Source organism: Capnocytophaga sp. ARDL2 (genome assembly GCF_041530365.1).
Taxonomy (GTDB): Bacteria; Bacteroidota; Bacteroidia; order Flavobacteriales; family Flavobacteriaceae; genus Flavobacterium.
Window position 1 is genome coordinate 348,156 of sequence record NZ_CP168034.1, and the last position, 21,307, is coordinate 369,462.

The 21,307-nt window shown below is 36.4% G+C and carries 16 protein-coding genes and 2 tRNA genes; 14 read left to right on the forward strand and 4 right to left on the reverse strand.

All coding sequences use genetic code 11. The features are described 5' to 3' along the window. The first annotated feature begins 1 nt into the window (after window position 1). The 4 genes from AB4865_RS01700 (at window position 2) to AB4865_RS01715 (ending at window position 5,481) form a co-directional block, all read left to right on the forward strand. Window positions 2-1,654 carry a S8 family serine peptidase gene (locus AB4865_RS01700; protein ID WP_372474007.1) on the forward strand — a complete coding sequence of 551 codons (1,653 nt, stop codon included), beginning with the start codon at window positions 2-4 and terminating at the stop codon, window positions 1,652-1,654. A 75-nt stretch (window positions 1,655-1,729) separates the two neighbouring features. Next, the gene (locus AB4865_RS01705) at window positions 1,730-3,622 is read left to right on the forward strand and encodes a M1 family metallopeptidase (protein WP_372474008.1); all 1,893 of its coding nucleotides are present in this window, start codon (window positions 1,730-1,732) and stop codon (window positions 3,620-3,622) included. A 155-nt stretch (window positions 3,623-3,777) separates the two neighbouring features. Beyond that, window positions 3,778-5,244, forward strand: coding sequence for a thrombospondin type 3 repeat-containing protein (locus AB4865_RS01710; protein WP_372474009.1), 1,467 nt, complete (start codon window positions 3,778-3,780; stop codon window positions 5,242-5,244). A gap of 166 nt (window positions 5,245-5,410) precedes the next feature. Beyond that, a tRNA-Cys gene (locus AB4865_RS01715) sits at window positions 5,411-5,481 on the forward strand. 30 nt (window positions 5,482-5,511) lie between these two features. Here the strand turns inward: AB4865_RS01715 and AB4865_RS01720 are convergent. From AB4865_RS01720 to AB4865_RS01730, 3 genes are all read right to left on the reverse strand, one after another. Beyond that, window positions 5,512-6,006 carry an acyl-CoA thioesterase gene (locus AB4865_RS01720; RefSeq protein ID WP_372474010.1) on the reverse strand — a complete coding sequence of 165 codons (495 nt, stop codon included), beginning with the start codon at window positions 6,004-6,006 and terminating at the stop codon, window positions 5,512-5,514. Between the two features lie 171 nt (window positions 6,007-6,177). Further along, window positions 6,178-8,937 carry a TonB-dependent receptor gene (locus AB4865_RS01725; RefSeq protein WP_372474011.1) on the reverse strand — a complete coding sequence of 920 codons (2,760 nt, stop codon included), beginning with the start codon at window positions 8,935-8,937 and terminating at the stop codon, window positions 6,178-6,180. 336 nt (window positions 8,938-9,273) lie between these two features. After that, a complete protein-coding gene (locus AB4865_RS01730; protein WP_372474012.1) occupies window positions 9,274-9,474 on the reverse strand; it encodes a hypothetical protein in 201 nt (66 codons plus the stop codon). Window positions 9,475-9,883: 409 nt separating this feature from the next. Here AB4865_RS01730 and AB4865_RS01735 point away from each other — a divergent pair, with 409 nt between their 5' ends. Then, window positions 9,884-10,963 (forward strand): endonuclease/exonuclease/phosphatase family protein, encoded by a 1,080-nt coding sequence (locus AB4865_RS01735; RefSeq protein ID WP_372474013.1) that lies wholly within the window; start codon window positions 9,884-9,886, stop codon window positions 10,961-10,963. 39 nt (window positions 10,964-11,002) lie between these two features. On the opposite strand, the gene AB4865_RS01740 is transcribed toward AB4865_RS01735, so the two are convergent. Further along, a complete protein-coding gene (locus tag AB4865_RS01740) occupies window positions 11,003-12,391 on the reverse strand; it encodes a dipeptidase (protein WP_372474014.1) in 1,389 nt (462 codons plus the stop codon). A gap of 113 nt (window positions 12,392-12,504) precedes the next feature. Here AB4865_RS01740 and AB4865_RS01745 point away from each other — a divergent pair. From AB4865_RS01745 to lipB, 9 genes are all read left to right on the forward strand, one after another. Beyond that, window positions 12,505-12,586 (forward strand) — tRNA-Leu (locus tag AB4865_RS01745). Window positions 12,587-12,809: 223 nt separating this feature from the next. Further along, window positions 12,810-14,216: a hypothetical protein gene (locus AB4865_RS01750; protein ID WP_372474015.1), complete on the forward strand. Its 1,407-nt coding sequence runs from the start codon at window positions 12,810-12,812 to the stop codon at window positions 14,214-14,216. Between the two features lie 131 nt (window positions 14,217-14,347). Continuing rightward, window positions 14,348-14,644, forward strand: a complete 297-nt coding sequence (locus tag AB4865_RS01755; RefSeq protein ID WP_372474016.1) for a hypothetical protein — start codon at window positions 14,348-14,350, stop codon at window positions 14,642-14,644. A gap of 248 nt (window positions 14,645-14,892) precedes the next feature. After that, window positions 14,893-15,405 carry a hypothetical protein gene (locus AB4865_RS01760; protein WP_372474017.1) on the forward strand — a complete coding sequence of 171 codons (513 nt, stop codon included), beginning with the start codon at window positions 14,893-14,895 and terminating at the stop codon, window positions 15,403-15,405. A gap of 41 nt (window positions 15,406-15,446) precedes the next feature. Then, entirely contained in the window at window positions 15,447-17,036 is a 1,590-nt protein-coding gene (locus tag AB4865_RS01765; RefSeq protein ID WP_372474018.1) for a SulP family inorganic anion transporter, read from the forward strand. A gap of 121 nt (window positions 17,037-17,157) precedes the next feature. Further along, on the forward strand, window positions 17,158-17,838 hold the full coding sequence (locus AB4865_RS01770; RefSeq protein WP_372474020.1) for a carbonic anhydrase: 681 nt from the start codon (window positions 17,158-17,160) through the stop codon (window positions 17,836-17,838). Window positions 17,839-18,318: 480 nt separating this feature from the next. Further along, window positions 18,319-19,749 carry a dicarboxylate/amino acid:cation symporter gene (locus tag AB4865_RS01775; RefSeq protein ID WP_372474022.1) on the forward strand — a complete coding sequence of 477 codons (1,431 nt, stop codon included), beginning with the start codon at window positions 18,319-18,321 and terminating at the stop codon, window positions 19,747-19,749. A 194-nt stretch (window positions 19,750-19,943) separates the two neighbouring features. Beyond that, entirely contained in the window at window positions 19,944-20,351 is a 408-nt protein-coding gene (locus AB4865_RS01780) for a hypothetical protein (RefSeq protein ID WP_372474023.1), read from the forward strand. A 13-nt stretch (window positions 20,352-20,364) separates the two neighbouring features. Next, the gene (gene lipB, locus AB4865_RS01785) at window positions 20,365-21,084 is read left to right on the forward strand and encodes a lipoyl(octanoyl) transferase LipB (RefSeq protein WP_372474024.1); all 720 of its coding nucleotides are present in this window, start codon (window positions 20,365-20,367) and stop codon (window positions 21,082-21,084) included. The last annotated feature ends 223 nt before the right edge of the window (window positions 21,085-21,307 follow it).

The window sequence follows — 21,307 nt, forward strand, 5'->3', positions numbered from 1 at the left end:
AATGAAAAAAGTTTACTATTTATCTGCCGCTTTGGCAATGGCTTTAGCAAGCTGTAAAACGACACAGAAAACATCTTGTTGTGCAACTGCTTGCGAATCAAAAACTACTAAATTAGGAATTGCTGACAAAGAATTGCTGACAATGCCGTCGTATTTTGCAAGTAAAAAAACTGCTTTACCAGAAGAGCAATTGCAAAGATGGTCACACTTGGACTTACACAGAGATTCTGTACCAGGTATGTCTGTTGACCGTGCGTATGATGAATTGATCAAAGGTAAAAAAGGTTCAAAAGTTGTTGTTGCGGTAATCGACTCGGGTATCGATATTCACCACGAAGATTTGAACTACACTATCTGGACCAACAAAAAAGAAATTCCTGGAAATGGTATCGATGACGACAACAACGGATACATCGACGATGTACACGGATGGAATCCTTTGGGTGGTACTAACGAAGAAAACATGGAGTTTACTCGTATCTTGAAAAAAGGTGACGACGGAACTGCACAGTACCAACGTGCTGTAAAGAAAATGGAAGAGGAAAAAGCCAATTTGGTACCTTTGAGAATGAGTGCAAACCAATTTAGAAACTCTTACGAATTACTTGTAAAAGCTACAGGTAAAAAAGATTTTGTATTGGCTGACTTGGAAAAAGTAAACGCCTCTACAGACGAATTGAAAGAGGCTAAAACTCTTTTTGAACGTTTATTTAAAAATGGTAGAGACGTTTCTATCGTAGAAGCTATTGAAAAACAAGCTGATATGTATTCAAAATACTATCTAAACTTGGATTTCAACGGTAGAAAATCAAATGATAATGTTGAAGATATTAGAGATAAATATTACGGTGACGGTGATGTGTATGGAGAACCAGAACACGCATTGCACGGTACTCACGTAGCGGGTATTATTGCTCAAAAAAGAGGTAATGACAAAGGTGGTGATGGTGTCATCAATGACAATGTAGAAATCATGTCGTTGCGTGCGGTGCCAGACGGTGACGAATACGACAAAGACATCGCGTTGGCTATCCGCTATGCTGTGGACAACGGAGCAAAAGTAATCAACGGAAGTTTTGGTAAATATTTCGAAACTCATGCAGAATGGGTGTATGACGCTATCGAATATGCTGCAGTAAACGATGTATTGCTTGTAATGGCAGCAGGAAATGACGCTTTGGATTTGAACGGTGAAGAAACGATTGACCGCTTTCCAAACGACCGTAACATTCTAACAAAAATCAACATTGCTCCAAACTTTATATTGGTAGGTGCTTTGAACCCAAAATACGGAGAAGGAATGGTAGCCAACTTCTCAAACTTTGGTAATGTAGATGTGGACGTTTTTGCACCTGGTGTAAAAATCTATGCTACAGCTCCAGAGGGTGAATACAAATATTTGCAAGGTACCTCTATGGCATCGCCAAATGCTACAGGTGTTGCAGCAATGATTCGCTCGTACTATCCAACTTTAAAAGCTTGGGAAGTAAAAGAAATCATGAAAGAATCGGGTATCGCAATCGACGGTAAAGTAATCGTTTCTGGAGACAAAAACGACAAGAGAAACTTCAAAGACATCTCTACTTCTGGTACGATTGTAAACCTTTACAACGCATTGATTTTGGCTGAAAGAAGAGTAAACGCTAAAAAATAATCAACCTAATACAACAAAAGTTGTCTAAAAAGTGATACTTTTACTTTTGGACAACTTTTTTTATTTTTTTAAAATATGAAAAAAATCATCATCTTCTTCTCGTTGATTTCATCAATCACATGGGCTCAACACAACAACCCAAATCCAGGATATTGGCAACAACATGTTGATTATAAAATGGACATACAGATGAATGTAAAAAATTTTCAATATTCAGGTACACAAGAATTGATATATACAAACAATTCGCCTGATACATTGAAAAAAGTATTTTATCACCTGTATTTCAATGCGTTTCAACCTGGAAGCGAAATGGACGTGCGTCTTACCTCCATTGCCGACCCAGACAAACGTATGGTAAAATCGTTTAAAGGTGGCGATGGCGAACAGGTAAAAATCAGTAAAATTTCTCAATTGAAACCCAACGAAATTGGCTATATCAAAGTAAAAGAACTTACACAAGATGGCGAACAGGTAAAAACCAAAGTAGTAGGAACTATTTTGGAAGTTGATTTAGCAAAACCAATTTTGCCAAATTCAAAGACTACATTCAATATGACCTTTGATGGACAAGTACCTGTAATGGTGCGTCGTGCAGGAAGAAATTCTGCCGAAGGTGTTGCATTGTCTATGTCACAATGGTATCCAAAAATGGCGGAATTTGACTTTGAAGGATGGCATGCCGACCCGTATATTGGGCGTGAATTTCACGGAGTTTGGGGAAATTTTGATGTAAAAATTACCTTAGACAAAAACTATACAGTAGGTGCTACAGGATATTTACAAAACAAAAACGAAATCGGTCACGGATACCAAGATGCAGGAGTAAAAGTTTCGATTCCTAAAAAACAAAAAACTTTGACTTGGCATTTTGTCGCACCGAATGTACACGATTTTGCTTGGGGTGCTGACGATAATTTTATCCACGACAAACTTATGGGACCCAACGGAGTAGAATTGCACTTCTTATACAAAAGAGATCGAGAAATCGTAAAAAACTGGAAAGAATTACAGCCAGCAACTGTAAAATTGTTGGAATACTTTAACGAAACCATTGGTGAATACCCTTACAAACAATATTCGGTAATTCAAGGTGGTGACGGAGGAATGGAATATGCTATGTGCACCTTGATTACAGGAAAACGTTCATTGCCAAGTTTGGTAGGAGTAACTGCACACGAGTTGGCTCATAAATGGTTTCAACATCTATTGGCGACCAACGAAAGCAAACACGAATGGATGGACGAAGGTTTTACAACGTTTATTTCAGATTTTGCTGTAAAAACGGTATTGGAAAAAGATTTGCAAGAAGATGAAAACCCTTTTAGAAGCAACTATAACAGTTATTTTTACATGGTGAAAAAAGAACATCAAAATCCATTATCAACCCATGCAGATCGTTACGATGACAATATGAATTACGGCATTTCTGCCTATAGCAAAGGAGCGGTTTTCATCACGCAATTGGCGTATGTAATCGGTTGGGACAATACGATGAAAACGCTAAAACGCTTTTACCACGATTACAAATTTTCACACCCAACACCGAACGATTTCAAGCGTACAGCAGAAAGAGTTTCAGGAGCAATTTTAGATTGGTATTTAGTTGATTGGACACAAACTACAAATACAATAGACTATGCTATCAAAGAACTAAAACAAGAAGAAAACACAGCGAGCTTTACTTTGGAACGAATAGAAAAAATGCCTATGCCTATTGATTTGTACGTAGAATATGAGGACGGAAGCATGGAGTCATTTTACATACCAAATACATTGATGCGATGGGAAAAAGCCAACCCAACACCAGAAATTTCGAGAACCATTTTGAAAGGATGGGATTGGGCACACCCAACTTTTACACACACATTCAATACCAAAGGAAAAAAAATCAAACAATTGATTATCGACCCTTCAGAATTAATGGCAGATATTAATAAAAAAGACAATTCAAAGGCTTTGGAATAAAATAGACAACCAAAAAAACTGTTTAATCAACGATTAAGCAGTTTTTTTTGTTAAAAAAACCAAAGGCTTTTTCTTTTTTTAGAAAAAAATTTGCAGATTAAAATCAATACATTACCTTTGTGGATAACATTATTCAATGTAAAAAATAATAATATATGAAACATTTAAACAAAGTTTTATCTGCGGTATTGTTGATGTCAGGAATGACATCTCAAGCACAAAATGCAGATCAACCATGGTCAGTAACTGTGGGGATGAATGCTTTAGATGGTGCTCGCGTTAGTACTGCTAGCGATATTAGACACCAATTGGGGCAGTATTTTCAAACAGACAATTGGAGCATTTTGCCTTCAGTTTCTACTTTGAATGTATCACGTAGTGTTTACAAAAACTTTTCAGTAGGAGTTACAGGATCTGTAAACAGATTGGAAAGATTTGTAGATTACACAGGCGGAACTAGAACTTTAGTACCTACAAATTTGATGTACTACGGAGTTGACGGACAAATCAAGTACAGCTTTGGTACTTTGAAAGGATGGTTTGACCCATCTGTATTTGTTGGCGGAGGTTACACGTTCTTAGGAAAAGCATCGTCAGGTCACGTAGGTGGAGGATTAGGAGTTACTTTTTGGGTAACTGAAAACATCGGATTATCTGCTTCTTCTACTTACAAACACCAATTAGAAGACACTAGAGTATTGAACCTTGACGTACCTTCTCACTTACAACACATTGTAGGAGTTTCATTCCGTTTTGGAGGTAAAGATACTGACGGAGACGCAATCCTTGACAAATATGATGAGTGTCCAGAAGTAAAAGGATTGAAAGAATTTAACGGATGTCCTGATACTGACGGAGATGGAATTCCAGATCACAAAGACGAATGTCCATACTTCCCAGGTAAAGCTGAGTACAATGGATGTCCTGATACTGACGGAGACGGAGTGCCAGATCACCAAGACGAATGTCCAGAAGTTCCAGGTGTGGCTAAATTTAACGGATGTCCTGACACTGACAGAGACGGAGTGCCAGATCACCAAGACGAGTGTCCTACAGTAGCTGGAGAAGTAAAATTCAAAGGATGCCCTGACACAGACAAGGACGGAGTGCCTGATAGCGAAGACAAATGTCCTACTACTCCAGGTCCAAAAGAAAACCAAGGATGCCCTTGGCCAGATATGGATGGAGACGGAGTGCCAGATAAAGACGACGAATGTCCTTCAGTAGCTGGACCTGCTTCAAACAAAGGATGTCCTGAAGTAAAAGCTGAAACTATCAAAAAATTGAACGACTACGGAAAAGTAATCCTTTTCAACACAGGTAAATTTACTTTCCAACAAAGTTCGTACAAAGTATTGGATAGCATGGCTGAAATCATGAAAGAATTCCCTAACGCTAAATTTGCAATCGAAGGTCACACTGACAGCACTGGTTCTGATAAAATCAACCAACCATTGTCTGCAAACCGTGCAAATGCAGTAAAAGAATACTTGATTTCTAAAGGAATCTCTGCTAACCGTTTGACTTCAGAAGGTTTTGGTTCTTCAAAACCAGTTGACACAAACGCTACTGCAGCAGGACGTGCAAACAACAGACGTACTGAAGTAAGATTAGTAAAATAATCTCACACTATAACACAAAAAAGCAGCCTTATCGGCTGCTTTTTTTGTTTATACACTCTCTTTATCAATGCTTTTGTATATTTTCAAGTGAAAAATAAATTAAAAAATCTCAAATAATTTTTGCAATCAAAAATAATTACTTACATTTGCAATGTCTTATACAAAAGGCATCTTGTCCGAGTGGCTAGGAAGCGGTCTGCAAAACCGTCTACAGCGGTTCGAATCCGCTAGATGCCTCAAAAAAAGCAGTCATAAATGACTGCTTTTTTATTTAAACTCCGCCGGATCTATCGACTCGTTTGGAAATGGCAACGCCTTAATATCTTCTTTGGTTAAAACTTTCGTTTTAAACGTTTTTACTTGATGGATTACCTCAACCATCTCCAAAGGCGGAATCGTGGATTTACGAGCTCGCATATCTATCCAAACTCCTGTTGCTTCGGCTGTCGCACAATGCGTACCGTCTGGTAGATAAAACTTGTGAATAAATCGATAAATTCCTCCGTCATCTGATATCCCATCCAATTCCAAACTTACTATCACCTCCTGCCCCATATACATCTCTTTGAAAAACGAATATCGCTCATGCAAAATCACTGAACCTATCCCCCATTTGCTCAATTCTCGCATTCCAATTCGATGTTTATTCATAAACGCCATTCGCGTCTGTGCACAATAGGCTACGTAAGCCGTATTTGCCAAGTGCATGTTGGCATCTAAATCACTCCAACGCACTTCAAATTTGTGAAAAAATGTGTTCATTATTTATGTTTTTCTATGATTTCAAAAATATGGATATCTTCTAAAAGTGCAATTTATGTAGAAAAAATGTGAAATCAATACAATAGATACAAATTGCGTAGCAATTTGTACGGGCGAATTGCAATTGTTTCACCAGTCGCAAGCTCGTGTTACTCCTACTATTCACTCCAATCAAAACCTCCAATACAAATTGGCAAAATATGTGGTGCCATACGCATAAAAATACCTTGTACCAAATGTGGCTATTCCACTGGCGGTTGATTTGTTCATTTCTCGATAATTGGCGGCTCGGGATTGTTCAAAACCTCCTGTTTTGTACATTTTTCCAAATACATTATTGGCTGAAATGAATACGCCTACAAAATGCTTTTTGATACGCCACGATTTTCCGCCTTGCAAACTCAACGAAAACACCGATGGCAATTTTTCTTGTGCTAAAAAATGCTTGGCTTTGTCCAAATCTATTTCTGGGAAAGACATTCCTCCGCTATTAGGCTGTGCAAAAAACTGTTGTGTACGCAACAACGGAGCTATTTCTATATAGGAGTCGGCAAAATAATGTCCTTGTGCGACTACCCACCAAAAATTAGGGTCTCTGTATTCCACTCCCAACGAAAATGCCTTGTGTGGTGTATTTCCCAATTTGTAATTTTTTATCATTGCCTTGCCATAATCCACCAAAGGCTCTTTGCCTTCCAATACGCGACCGTCTATATGCAATTGTAAATCGGCATCGTCTGAATACCTCGAATCTGCCAATGAAGCTGCTCCATAAATTTTTACAGTACTGCTCAACGGATATTCTACTCCCAATTCTACACCTGCTGCCTCTTTGCTGATGTTTTGCAAACTCTCGGCTACAAAATATTGGTCTATTTCGTCCAAATCGATTCCATCGGCATAGAAAAAATTCAATCGTGTCGCATCTTTTGTATAATTGTAATAAGCGGTAATTCTCGCTTTCAAATTCAATGCTTTTACAATATAACTCACATCTCCTCCGTAAATTTTCTCAGACTGCATTTGTGGCAATACTCCGTGATAATTGCGAATATTGGGATACACATTGCGAATAGCAGGTGCTTTTCCGTAAAAAAATCCATTGGTTTCTACAAATTGATTACCTTTGATTTGATAAGATATTCCTGTTTTGATTCCGCCGTTTTTAAAGTTGATAGCTTCTCCTTTACCATACGAATCATTGGGAAATAATCCATTTTTGTAAAACCCTTCTCTTTGAAATTGATTGAAAACCACTTGAGTTCCCACAAAGGCATTCCATTTTTTCTTTTGAAAAAGAATATTGTTGAAAATTGTTACATCAGAAGCATGAATGGCGTAATGATAGCCATATTTTCCCCCTCGATGAATGGTTCGATTCGGCTGATTCAAATCGGAAATTCCATAATCTCCACTGTAAAATGAGAAAGGTTCAATCATCGGAGCATCGCCCAATAAATCTTCTATTCGTCGATAATTTTCCGAATACAGTTTGCGGTATCTTACCCCTGATTGAAAACTAAAATTTGAAGGCAATTGACCTGAATAATACACCGAAGCAAAGGCTGTTTTATCTTGATTGACATCGGCAGAAAGCACATACAACGCCTGATTGTTGATTTTATTGGCATGGTACAATTTGTTCCAGTTTATCTGTCCGTTTTGTAGGAAAAATATTCGAGCAATTGCCGCTCGTTGATGATTGGGCGTCCACTCGGGAATGTCTGAATAATTGTTGTGCAAATTCAAATAATAACTTGGCAAATTGCGGTAATAAGTTGGGTCAGGATTATTTACACCGCTGTAATCCAATCGTGAGTGAGCAATACTTCCCCATTGATAGCCCAAATGTGCTTCAAATTGTGAAGTTTGAGATATTTTCCATTCATAATTCAACGAAATCATAGGTTCGTCCACCGTACGATAACGAGAATTTCGCTTTTTTCCATTTTGCCAACCCCAAAACGAATTGTATTTTTCGCCCTTCAAATCGATGACTTCCTGTGTATTGACTGAGTTTTTCCCTCGTTTATTCATTGCCCAAGTAGCTGTAAGATAGAGGCTATGTTGGTCATTCCATTGTTTTTCTACAGAGGCAAACAAAGATTTGGCATCATAATCTGTACCTTCAAAATAGGCTTCGTCTGCTCTTCTGTACGACCCCGAAAGTACATAGCCCCAACCGTTTTTGTTGATCCCCGAATTGTGCGTAAACATCACTCGTGTATTGTAATTGGTATTACTCCCCATCACAGAAACACGCGTGCCACGAGCAATATTAGACACTTTGGGATTCAGTACCAAACTCCCCAAAGCTCCACCAAATCCATGAGCAAAGACACGAATACCGCTGTAAAACTCTTGACTACGCAACACATCGTTGAGTCCGCCCCAATTGGCATATTGCGGACGACCGTCTTGCAATTTATTGATTTGCAAACCATTGAAAATCACCACTCCGTGATTGTTTTCCAACATACGAAAGCGAAATCTCGCCTGACCCCAACCAAAAGAAGCCATTTGTTCAAAAATATCACGAGAAGATTGAAGCAACACCATCGACAATTCCGAATTATCACTCTCTTCGAGAAGTTCTTCGTCTGTAATTAAAATCCCTTGTTCAAAGGCGGTTTGCTGAGGTTTTTGAAGTATAATGGTATAAAAATCTTGAAGATTTTCTGGAGAATCGATGGTCAATTCTTCCAAAAAATAGGAATCTTTTTCAAATACAAAAGAAACAGGAAAGTCTATTGGGTCTATCCATTGAAAAAAACCCAAAGAATCGCTAAGCACATATTTATCAAATGCTTTTAGTGTTATTTTTACCTCCGAAAGATGATTTTGGGTATGAGCATCTATTATTTTTCCTTGAAATTCCTGTCCAAAAGTCATCTGTGTAAAAAACATCCATAGATAAACTAATTTTTTCATAACAGAAATTGATTTATAGTTCTTATTCTGCCCTAAAATTAAGAAAATATTTAAAAATAAAAAAAATAGAAACCAAAAGATTTATTTTCAGTTTCTATTTTTCTTTTTGTATATTTTAGATTTTAAATCATCCATAGTAATAAAAATATGTCTGTAACCTTTTTTAGTTAACTCTTTTATCAATTCTTTATCACCACTCAAAATTTTATGCCTATACTGTAAATAAAAAGCAATAATAAGGAGAGTCATCTGGATCAATATCATAAGTTATTTTTTCAGACTGAATTATATTTTCTTTTGAGATGCTTTCAGACAACAAAACGGTAAAGTCTTTCGTTAATTTTCAAATTCTTTTTGAATCTCTTGCTTATTTCTATTTAAATAGCCTTGTATTTCAGACAAATGCTCCTCTATTTCCTCCAAAAGATAATTGGGAACTAAAAACTGAATACTAGTATCCTTTAATAATTTAGCTACATTTCCTTTGGGAGAAATCAAAGCATTATATATAAAATTTGTATCTGTAATAACAATCATAACAGACCATAATTAAGCAATCTTGTTATAAAACCTTTCAGCAGCAGATTTTTTTGTTTTTTTGGACAATTTTTCAACAAATTATTTTTCTTCCAACGATAAATCACTTTCGAAAAAATCATTTTCTACACCTTCTTCCTTTTCATTCTTTACTTCTTTTACTATTACAAAATCAAAGGTTTTTAGATAATTTATCAAATTAGTCGCTATACTACTATTACTATTTATACTTACAACATATCACATAATTATATTATCTTTTTCAAAAATAGATTATTTTTTTAAACACAACTATATGATTCATAGAAATTTCACAATAAATGATGTTTCATTTACAATAAACTAAAAATACAAAAAGCAAATTTTAGGATAAAATAGTACCTTTGTTTATCTGAAAAATAAAATCAATATGTTTAAAAAGAAAAATATACTCTACACCCTTGTATTGTTTTGCCTGTTTGCGTTGTTTTCGGTAAAATGTGGCTTTTCTCAACAGAAAAACTACTTGGTTCACACGGTGGCTTTTTACAATTTGGAAAACCTATTTGATATCATAGACGACCCTAAAAAGTTTGACGATGAGTTTACTCCAAATGGTGCAAAAAGCTGGGACAAACATCGCTACGAGCAAAAACTGAAAAACTTGAGCAAAGTACTTTCGGAAATCGGTTACGACCAAACCAAACAGCCTCCGACAGTCATTGGTGTATGTGAGATTGAAAATCAGCAGGTATTGCAAGACCTTGTAAATCAACCACTACTAAAACCCTACAACTACGGAATTGTTCATTACGATTCACCTGACAACCGAGGAATTGATGTGGCATTGCTGTACAGAAAAGACTATTTTACTCCAACAAATACTCAACGAAGACCGTTATTGCTTTTTGAAAACGATAAAAAATCTCCAAATGGTAAAAAACGAGTGTTTACACGCGATCAGTTGGTGGTAAGTGGAAAATTGGAAAACGAAGACATTCATTTTGTGGTGAGCCACTGGCCGTCGAGAGGTGGAGGCGAAAAAAAAAGCGAGTTTAAACGAAAGGCAGCAGCCAATCTCAACCGCAATATTATAGACTCGCTAAGTAATCGACACAAAGAAGCAAAAGTCATCACTATGGGAGATTTTAACGATACTCCTTCCAACTATTCGGTTGACAAAATACTGAATATCAGCAATGATAAAAACGACGTTTCCGATCATCAATTGTACAACGTCTTAGCTCATTTTTACAAAAAAGGCGAAGGAACCATAGCATATCGTGACACTTGGATGATTTTTGACCATTTGATCATCACTCCTGCCCTACTCAATAACGAGTACAATTCGTATAAATTGTGGAAATCGGGGATTTTTAGACCGAGTTACCTCATCGAAAGCAAAGGAAAATACAAAGGTTATCCCTTGAGAAATAAAAATGATGGTACACCAGGATACAGCGACCACTTTCCTGTATACCTGTATTTGATAAAAGAAAAGAGAAAGTAAAAAAGAGGCTGTCCGATTTGGACAACCTCTTTTTTATAATTATTTACTCAACTCTGTAAAATATTTGTAAAACAATGGAATGGTTTCGATACCTTTAAAGTAATTGAACAATCCATAATGCTCATTTGGTGAGTGAATTGCATCCGAATCCAATCCGAATCCCATCATGATGGTTTTTGATTTTAATTCTTTTTCAAACAAAGCTACAATTGGAATAGAACCTCCCGAACGCACTGGAATTGGAGCTACACCAAACGAGTCGTTGTAGGCTTTTGCAGCTGCTTGGTATCCGATAGAGTCGATAGGAGTAACATATCCTTGTCCTCCGTGATGAGGTTTTACTTCTACCTTTACCGATTTTGGAGCAATGCTTTCAAAGTGTTTTTTAAACAATTCTGTGATTTCTTCCCAATCTTGATTTGGCACCAAACGCATCGAAATTTTTGCGAATGCCTTTGAAGGAATTACTGTTTTTGCTCCTTCGCCTGTATATCCTCCCCAGATTCCGTTTACATCCAATGTTGGACGGATAGAGTTTCTTTCGTTGGTCGTATAACCTGCTTCTCCGTGTACATCGTCGATGTCTAAAGCTCTTTTGTATTCTTCCAAAGAAAAGGGTCTTTTGCCCATTTCCTCTCTTTCTTCTTTTGACAATTCTTCTACTTTGTCATAAAAACCTGGAATGGTAATACGGTTGTTTTCGTCGTGCAAAGAAGAAATCATTTTCGTCAAAATATTAATCGGATTTGCCACTGCACCACCGTACAATCCTGAGTGTAAATCGCGGTTTGGACCTGTAACTTCCACTTCTACATAGCTCAAACCTCTCAATCCTGTAGTAATTGATGGTTGTGTATTTGAAATCATACCTGTATCTGAAATCAAAATCACATCGTTTTTCAATTTTTCATGATTTCTTTCTACAAACCAAGCCAAAGAAGGCGAACCTACTTCTTCCTCACCCTCAATCATAAATTTCACATTACAAGGCAATGTATTGGTTTTCATCATCAATTCCAATGCTTTTACGTGCATAAAAAACTGACCTTTGTCATCACAAGCACCACGAGCAAAAATAGCTCCTTCTGGGTGAATATCTGTTTTTTTGATTACAGGTTCAAACGGAGGCGAATCCCATAATTCGATTGGGTCGGCTGGTTGCACATCATAATGTCCATATACCAAAACCGTTGGCAATTCAAGGTTGATGATTTTTTCACCATACACGATAGGATAGCCTGGTGTTTCGCATAATTCTACTTTATCGCATCCTGCTTCTTCAAGGAAAAATTTCACTTTATCTGCCGTGTTTAATACATCTTGAGAAAAAGCACTGTCTGCACTAACAGAAGGAATTTTCAACAAGTCAATCAATTCATTTACAAAACGATCTTTGTTTTCGTTGATGTAATTTTTTATAATTTCCATATTAATTATGTTTACTAAAAAAAGATATTTTCAACAAATATAAATGAAAATTCTCAAATTTCTCTTGTAGAATAAAAATTTCTTTCTATCTTTGCACTGTCTTAATACCACTCGCGGGTGTGGTGAAATTGGTAGACACGCCAGACTTAGGATCTGGTGCCGCAAGGTGTGTAGGTTCGAGTCCTATCACCCGCACAAGAAAGAATCAGCGAAAGTTGGTTCTTTTTTTGTTTTTATTCTGCAAAATATAATAAAAAAACTTTTAAATTATAAAACAACAATTTGTCAGATCATCATCAACTAAAAAGTGATTTTCAACTTAATTATTTTTCACTTTTTCATTCTTTTTAACATGAAAAAATAATTTATGGCACGCAAATTGAAATAAAGCAAACAAACAATTAAAATTTAATGGGTTATGAGAAATTATGGTATAGCAATTTTAGCAGGATTATTCCTTTTAGGAGGAGATGCACAGGCACAGAGAAAAGGAAGAGGAAGTACAACAACTGTAATAGCTCAGAATTACGATGTGTCAGACAACTTGGATTTACAAGCTGTTGCATCAATTTTTGGTGAATCAAATGATTTGGAAGACTTCGAAAGAAGATTGAACAACCCAGAATATCAGATATCAAATTTAGACTTGAACAAAGATGGCTATGTAGATTATTTGAGAGTAATCGAAGTGCCAGATGATGACAATCGTATCATCGTAGTTCAAGCGGTATTAGGAAAAGACTTATTTCAGGATGTAGCAACCATCGAGTTGGAAAGAAGAGTAAACCAACAAAGAAATACAGTGGTAAACGTTCAGATTGTAGGAAATCCTTACTTGTACGGACACAACTATATTTATGAACCTATTTATTACCACAGACCTGTATTTTTTGACTACTTCTGGATGTCGACGTATAGACCGTATTGCTCTCCTTGGCATTGGGGACACTACCCTTCGTATTACTACTATTGGGCACCTATGCCAGTGTATAGATACGTACACCACATTCGTCCAATCGTAAATGTGAGAAACGAATACCGCTATGTAGAAACAAGAAGAATTTCGAGTGCAAATCGTTCTATTTCAAACGTAAGTGGTAGAGCTTATGAAACGTATAACCCAAACAGATCGTTTACTCAAAGAAATAGTAATGTGAGCAACAGACACACGCTAGACCAAACGAGAAGTATATCTACAGTTTCAAGAGAAACTGCTATCGGAGATGGTCGTAACGTTACTAACGATAGAGATATTGCAAACAGTAATGACAGAGGAATAACTACTATTGAAAGAGGTGTTGCAAACACTACTGGAAGAGGTACTGTAAACAGCACAAGAGAAGTTTCTAACGACAGAGCAACAACTTTTGACAGAAGTTATGGTCATGACAGAAGTATTTCTACCAACAGAGCAGTAAACACAAACTCAAGACAATCTATCTCTGTAAATGATCGTTTTGAAAGAGGTACTGTAAACACTTCGGACAGAGCAGTAACCACAAACAACGCTCGTATCGAAAGAGATAGCAGATTCAATACTTCTACTCGGTCTACAAACGAAAGTTCATCGAGAAATACTACGATTATTCCTAGAAATAACACTACTATTTCGAGAAGTGTAAACAACTCAGTAAACAGCAATTATAACACCAACAGAGGTTATAATACCAGCTCATCAAGAGGTAGTTACAACACTTCAAACAGTAGCATGAGCAGAGGAATGTCTTCCGGAATGTCGAGAAGTAGCGGTATGTCATCTGGAATGTCAAGAAGCGGAGGAAGCATATCTTCAGGAGGACGCTCAGTATCATCAGGAGGAAGATAATTTAAACTATAAAACTACTCGATTTAAAACCACCTTTTTTAGGGTGGTTTTTTCATATTATACATTTTTTTAACATAATATTTGTTGTATATAAATTAGGGATTACGAATTTGTTTTCCTATTTTTGCAATATGCAAAAGTGGATTACACATTTCTTAATCGTTTTATTCGTAGGGTTTCTTTCAACTCCTACCGCTTTTGCTATGACAGATAAAGAAATAGAAAACTACATTCTTGCCGAAGAAGAAGAGGAAAGCCACAACTCCAAAAACGGTGAAATCAACGAAAACGAAGTTTTTGCCGATTTTTCCAAAAGTGTAAAGCCTCTCTTTTCTGCCGAACAAATCTTTCATTTACACACCACTACTCACACACTTTCTGATGATTTGGTAGTGCGTATTCCGTCTCCACCTCCGGAGTTTTCTTAGTTTATTTTTTTCATTTCTATTTGGAAAGAACACTTGTTTACATACATTATTAAAGTAGTGTAGGATATTTATATTAGTAAATTTACAGAAAATATGTATGTATAAACATTAATTGAAATTACACTTTATTTCAACAAAATTATTGTACTTTTTATTGAAGGTTGAACTTGTAATTTAAAGTTTTTCTTTTTGATATATTCTAATATTTTGTTGAATAATCAATTTATAATCAGCTAAATATTATGCTTATGAAAAATCTAATCAAATTATTGACATTTGTAGGAGGTGCATCTATTTTTATGGCTTGTTCGAGTAGCGGTGGAAGCGATTCGGATGACTCAAGTGCTTTCTATATCCGCTATAAAATAGACGGTGAACAAAAAGAATTTAGAAACAGTTCGGTAGCAGCAAATTATAAGTATATACGCTCTTTAGAACGCCACATTTTACTTGATGTTGGCGGAAAACTTACTCCTACTTTGGACACAAAAGAAAGCATCACCATCGACTTGTATGTACCAGAAACATCCAATACCAACTTAGTAGCTGGCACCTATTCTACAGGAAATTCGAGCAGTTATTACTTTGATGTAAAGTATTTTAAAGAAACTGGATACATCTACGAAGATGAATTTACAGTAACCTTTACACAAATTGATAAAAAAGTTGCTAAAGGTACATTTTCAGGTACTTTAGAAAATGGACAGGTAATTACAGACGGGGAGTTTTATACAAAAGTACATTATAGCAAAGTCGAATAATCATAAAAAATTTCAACTAAAATTAATCATAAACATTAAAAATGAATTTTTCAAACTTTACAAAAGAAATCAAGCCTAATTTTGCATCAGGGCTTGTGGTATTCTTAATTGCGTTGCCTTTGTGTTTAGGTATCGCCGTTGCATCAGGTGCACCGCCATTGGCAGGTCTTATATCAGGTATCGTAGGTGGTATCGTAGTAGGAGCATTGAGTAATTCTCATATTTCTGTTTCAGGACCTGCGGCAGGATTGACAGCTATAGTATTGGCAGCAATCAATGATTTAGGAACTTTTGAATTATTCCTTTGTGCAGGAATTATTGCAGGAATTATACAAATAGCCTTGGGAATTTTCCGTGCTGGTAGTATTTCCAACTATTTTCCGACGAGTGTCATCGAAGGAATGTTGGCGGGTATTGGGATTATCATTGTATTGAAACAAATTCCCAATGCCATCGGTTTTGATGCAGATTTTCACAACAACGAAAGTTTATTTGACAACGGATACAGCTGGGATGCCATCTCGAGTTATCTAAACAATATGGCAAATTCTATCCATTACGGTGCTATTATTGTAACTTTGGTTTCTTTGGCTATCTTGTTGCTATGGGAAAACATTCCTTCCTTGAAAAAACTGAAAATGCTACCAGGTGCATTGGTTGCTGTTACAGTAGGTATCTTGTTGAACCAACTCGTTTTTGCAGGAACTTCTCTACATATCACAAGCGAACACTTGGTAAAATTGGAAATTCCTAAAACATTAGACGAATTCAAATTTCCAGAATTATCAGGATTTTTAAATCCTAAAGTTTGGGTTGTAGGAGCTACCATTGCCGTAGTTGCATCGATTGAAACTTTGTTGTGTATCGAGGCAGCAGACCGTTTGGATACGCGTCGTAGAATTACAGATACCAATTTGGAATTGAGAGCTCAAGGAGTAGGAAATTTGATTAGTTCGTTTATCGGTGGATTGCCTATGACTTCGGTAGTAGTGCGTTCGTCTGCCAATGCCAATGCAGGTGCTACCTCAAAAATGTCGGCTATCATCCACGGAATATTGTTACTCATCTGTGTATTGGTGATTCCGATGGTATTAACAATGATTCCGATGGCTACTTTGGCAGCAGTATTATTATTGGTAGGATATAAATTGGCAAAACCGGCTACGATTATGCACTTTTGGCATAAGGGAAAATACCAATTCATCCCATTCATTGCTACTGTCATTGCCGTAGTTGCAACAGACTTGTTGAAAGGTGTGGGAATCGGTTTGGTGATTTCTATTTATTTCATTTTGCAAGGAAATATGAAGAGAGCCTACTATTTCAGCAAGGAAGAATTGGAAAATGCAGATGAAATTTCATTGAAATTGGCAGAAGAAGTATCGTTTTTAAACAAAGCAGCTATCAAAAAGACACTGAAAAACATCAAAGAAAATTCAAAAGTAACGATAGATGCAAGAAGCACTTCGTATATCGCAACCGATGTATTGGAATTGATACAAGATTTTGCAAACATCCGAGCAAGAGAAGCCAATATCGAAGTAGAATTGTTAGGGTTTAAAACCTCATATAGAGACTACGAATCCGACCAACATTCGCATATCATTATCGAGCATAGAAGGTCGATTTAATGCCCCTAGCCCCCGAAGGGGAAACTATATGGAGGCAAATTTCTATAAAAATAATTTATTAACTATCCTTTTCATCTCCTCCCCCTTGGGTGAGGTTGGGAGGGGCTAAAATTACAATATCATGTCACATTCGTACAAACAAATTTTTGAAAACAACAAACAGTGGATTGAAAAGAAATTAGGGGAAGATTCTAATTTTTTTGACAAATTAGCAGAGGGACAATCTCCAGAATATTTATACATCGGTTGTTCGGATTCTCGTGCTACGGCAGAAGAATTGATGGGTTTAAAACCAGGTGAAGTATTCGTACACAGAAACATTGCCAATGTAGTAAATACTTTGGATATGAGTTCTACGGCGGTAATCGAGTATGCAGTAAGCCACTTGAAAGTAAAACACATCATTGTATGCGGACATTATGGTTGTGGTGGTGTAAAAGCAGCTATGACACCGCAAGATTTAGGATTGTTGAACCCATGGTTGCGAAACATTCGCGATGTGTATAGATTGCACAAAGAAGAATTGGATGCTATCCAAGACGAAAAAGCAAGATACAACCGTTTGATTGAATTAAATGTACAAGAGCAATGTATCAATGTAGTGAAAATGGCATGTGTACAGGAGCGTTACATTCAGGAACACTACCCTATCGTTCACGGATGGGTATTTGACCTAAAAACAGGAAAGTTGATCGACTTGGAAATCGATTTCGAGAAAATCCTAAATGACATCCAAAAAATCTACGATCTAACCAACACAAAATGGGGTATGGGAAAAAGTCAAAATAAAAATTTGAAATAATTTTTTATAAAAAAGGTAATTCAACACGAATTGCCTTTTTTGTTTATGAAGTCATCTTGACTTTTTTCTCACGCTTTCCCTTCTAAAATGAGGGGTAGTCGCATCCCAATAATGTATAGGGACAAGGTGTTTCTCAAGCAGATAATCACGGATTTTTTGAAATGATTTAAAAATACTGCACTTAAAAAACGATTAAACCTACGGTTTAAAGCAGATTACCACAGATTTTGTTTTTTTGATAAATCAAAAAAAATCAGCGAAAATCAAATCAACAGAAAAAATTATAAAAATCTATCTTCATCAGCGTGAAATAAAACTAAAATTTAAAAGTCGAGATAACTTCTAAAAAAAAAAACAAAATTATGAAATAGGGTTAAGAATGATTAACCCCTGCAAAAACATTTATCCAAAAATAAATAATAAGAATAAAAATATTTAACCCCTACATTTTTTTATATTTTTGCAAAAAATAGACAGAAAATGCTTCAATCAAAATTTAAATTTATCACAATAGCAGTTGTAACGATTGCGATAGTACTTACGCTTTTGAGAGAACTCGTGGGATTAGACATTTCAGAAACTACGATGTTTGCTACGCGATGGGCGATCGCAGCTGTATTAATTATTCACGCTTTTCTAAAGAAAAACCTTACCACTTGGATATTGGTTTGTATGCTTTTAGGTGTTTTTGTTGGAATTGATTATCCCAACGCAGCGATGGCATTGCAACCTTTGAGTAAAGGATTTATCAAATTGGTAAAAACCATTGTGGCACCGATTATCTTCGGAACATTGGTTTACGGTATCGCAGGACATAGCGACCTAAAACAAGTGGGACGCATGGCATGGAAATCTATGTCTTACTTCATCACCGCTACTACGATAGCCATTTTTATCGGATTGGCTGTCATCAATGTTACCAAAGCAGGTGAAGGTATCGATATTCAAAACATGCCGCAGGAAGAATTGCCAACTACAAAAAAAACATCTTCTGCCTTAGAACACCTGCCTGAACATGTACACGGATTGTACAAAGCTGCAAATTTTCTTTACGATTTATTTCCAGAAAACATCGTAAAATCTATGTACGAAAACCAAGTGCTACAAGTGGTGGTATTTTCGGTTTTGTTTGGTGTAGGTTTGGCGATGGTAGAAGAGAAAAAACGCAAACCGATGGTAGAGTTTACCGAGAGTTTGTCTGAGGTAATGTTTAAATTTACCAATCTCATCATGTACTTTGCACCGATTGGCGTAGGAGCTGCCATGGCATACACCGTAGGACATTTGGGAGTAGATATTTTAAAGAATTTATTCATGCTATTGGGGTCGCTTTACATAGCGTTGATTGTCTTTATGTTGGTGGTTTTTGTACCCGTAATGGTATTTTTAAAAATCCCTATCAAACAATTCCTAAAAGCCATCAAAGAGCCAGTTTCTATCGCCTTTGCAACGACGAGTTCGGATGCCGCTTTGCCAAAAGCGATGAGCAATATGGAAAAATTTGGCGTACCGAGAAAAATCGTTTCGTTTGTGATTCCAACGGGCTATAGCTTCAACCTTGATGGGACTTCGCTTTATCTTTCATTGGCGTCGATTTTCGTAGCACAAGCCGCCGGAATGAACCTTTCGATAGGCGAACAAATGGCAATTGCTTTTACACTAATGGTTACATCAAAAGGAGTAGCCGCTGTACCGAGAGCCTCGCTGATTGTATTGATTGCCACAGCAGAACAGTTTGGATTGCCCGTATTTATAATCGCAGCCATTTTGGGAATCGACGAATTGATGGACATGGCAAGAACCTCAGTAAATGTGATTGGAAACTGTTTAGCAACCGTAGTAGTAGCCAAATGGGAAAACGAATTTGACGACAAAGCTCCTTATAGTTTTGATCAAGCAATAGAAGAATAATTTACTTATATTCACTATGAAACAACCTGTTATCTTTTTACCACATAGACACAATAGTTGTTCACAACGAAGAAATTGATAATATTTTTAGAAATCAGAGACACTTCGCTTTCAAAGAAAACATAACCTGTAGTGTGTAAATTTGACAGCGTAGAATATGTAATTTCACATAAATTTTATACACTGAATAAAAAATGAAAAAAGACATAGAAATTCCAAAAAGTGAACATGTATATTTAGCCGCTATACAAGAGTGGAACGACGATTTTCAAGAAAACAATTGGTATGTATATCTCATCAACGGCAACAACCAACCCTTAGAAATGGTCATTGCAGTATCGAGAGCCTACGGGACAATTGATGGAGAGCAACGCAAAACAGGAACTTTCCGTCATGCGTTTACAGAAGTAAAACCCAACGAAGCTATCAAGATAGAATTGTTGGACAAGCAGATTTTGATCTTGAACAACGAGTTTAAAGTAACTTACTTTCTCAATGATAAAATGCATGAGAAAAACTTTGTATTCAAAACCAATTCTATCAACGAAAAAGCACAGTCAGATCTTCCTGTTATAGACAAAAGAGGTGTATTGTTGAAGTAATAACCCACACAAAATGAACAAAAAAGTAGTACTACAAGATTTAGGGCGAAAAGACTATAAGGAAACTTGGGATTTTCAAGAAAAATTGTTTCAAGAAATCGTAACTATCAAGTCAAACAACCGAAAAGAGGGAGCAGAACAGCAGATTACGCCCAACCACTTTTTGTTTGTAGAGCATCCACATGTTTACACTTTGGGAAAAAGCGGTGATATTTCCAATCTATTGCTTTCGGAAGATCAATTACAAGCCAAAGGAGCAACTTTTTACAAAATCAATCGTGGTGGGGACATTACGTATCACGGGCAAGGACAGATTGTGGGTTATCCGATTTTGGATTTAGAAAATTTCTTTACAGACATACACAAATACTTGCGCTTGTTGGAAGAAACCATCATCCGCACCATAGCCGAATACGGACTAAAAGGTGAACGCAGCGAGGGAGAAACAGGCGTTTGGCTGGATGTAGGGACACCATTTGCCAGAAAAATATGTGCTATGGGAGTGAGAGCTTCGCGTTGGGTAACGATGCACGGATTTGCCTTGAATGTAAACAGCGATTTGGGGTATTTTGACAATATCATCCCTTGTGGTATTCGCGGAAAAGCAGTTGCCTCGCTCAATGTAGAATTGGGTGTGGAAAAAGTAGATGAAAACGAAGTAAAAGATAAAATTATTCGCCATTTTTCAGAATTATTTGAAACGGAAATAAAAATCATAGACTCGCTTTATTGAGCGAGTCTATGATTCATTTCTTTTTTTTAAAAAATTTATAAATTAAAAAAATAAAAAGTAATAATAGAAGGACTTGTGTTATCTGCCATAAAATAAGTGTTACATTCATAATTTATTCTTTTTAAATTAACAATTTCATCTTTTGTAACAGAAGAAGATCTGCTTAATAATTCATTTGAAACCTCTTGACTTGTTTCTACATCTGTTCTATCACAACTTAAAA